The following is a 1,396-nucleotide window of genomic DNA, read 5'->3' on the forward strand; positions in this document are numbered from 1 at the left end:
TTTTGCGCTTTCTGGATTTTCTCATCTACCAGCCTATCAGAGCGGTGTGCTCCATGGCGCGGCGTTCCTGCGACGGAGCGCTATTCCGTTCACAAACTGACTGTCGCGCAGCGGCGGCTTACCGACAAAGACGGGACGGCGAAAAGCCAGAAGGATCTCATGCAGGCGGCGCCGCTCATGAGCGCGCTGATTGAATTGAGGCAAACGGCAGACCTTGCTGACGTCTATGCGGAGGCCTGCAATCGGGGGCCGACGTGGCGCGATCTGATTTTCAAGAGCCTTGGCAGCCTGTCATCGGCGGACGCTGGTGTGATTATTCCGGCGCTTGTGTCTGAACTGAAAAGGATTGGCTTAGAGCCCGCAGTTTACGGATTCGCGGAGAGATCGTTGCGGGTGATGCTGGGCGCTTTCTGAATCTCGTCCGTGACGATCAACGGGTATCAGTCATCCTTCGAAGTGACGGAGGACTGATCGTTGAGGCCCTGAAGATCGGCGCCGATATTCGGATGCGGAACTTTGCGACGATGGTTCCGCCGGACGCGGATTGTCATTCCGCATGTGGACTCATTTGGGTCTCTGGCGCCCGTCGCTACATGTGCAATTCGCTACTTCACCGCAGCCGCGCCGGACGAACTCGCGTTGTTATCGCCGGAGAAGGCGCGAGCGCTTGGCATCGACGTCTTTGAAAACAACGACGGCGCAATGACGACTCCGAAACAGGCCCCTACCGCCGATAGCCACGCAGATGCCTTTGTCTCGTATAGCTATCTTCAGACGCGATGCAGCGACGTGTTGAGCGTCGACAAGGACGCCCTCGCGGTTGGCATCAGGCGGGCCTTCGACGAAGGCAACAAGCTTGTTGGGCCCGATAAGTGGATCGATCTTTGGACGCCGATGCTCGACGACGTGAAGCGTCAGGTTTCCGAGAAGGGGATTCTCGGGCTGTGTCTCGAGACCGTTGAAGCGCTTCGCAACGGCGGGCAGCCAACAGGAATCAGTGGCCCGAGTTTCGATTGCGGGAAGGCAGCCACGCAGGTCGAGCAGGCGATCTGTGGTGACCAGGGTCTCTGGGCGAAGGATCGGGCGATGAATCAGTTGTATCTTGCTGGACGCGCCATGCCCGCGGCCGCGCGAAAGCGGTTCTTGGATGAGCAGCGCGCTTGGATGAGCGCGAGAGATCGTTGCTCCGATCGGCCGTGCGTGCATCAGGCCTATGATCAGCGACTGGGCGCTTTTCGGAAGGTCGATTTGAGCCAGCCGGGACGGTAGTCCCCCTAGCGCGAGGTCGACGCCTTGGGTCAGGCGGCTTTTGCCGCCACGCCATCAACGTATCCCGACGGGGCGCTCGGGAAATTAGCGCCTGCGCCCTTTGGCGGAGCGGTCCGCCCACCGTGTT

2 protein-coding genes are annotated in these 1,396 nt (G+C 60.2%); both read left to right on the top strand.

Going from position 1 to position 1,396, the window contains the following annotated elements; genetic code table 11:
* The coding region (locus DK26_RS28285) for a GSU2403 family nucleotidyltransferase fold protein (protein ID WP_248310136.1) at positions 1-414 on the top strand (414 nt) is incomplete at its 5' end.
* Between the two features lie 102 nt (positions 415-516).
* Complete coding sequence (locus tag DK26_RS28290; RefSeq protein WP_198162433.1) at positions 517-1,269, top strand: lysozyme inhibitor LprI family protein; 753 nt, start codon at positions 517-519, stop codon at positions 1,267-1,269.
* Positions 1,270-1,396 lie beyond the last annotated feature (127 nt).

The sequence above is a fragment of the Allobosea sp. WAO genome, assembly GCF_001509835.1.
Lineage (GTDB): Bacteria > Pseudomonadota > Alphaproteobacteria > Rhizobiales > Beijerinckiaceae > Allobosea.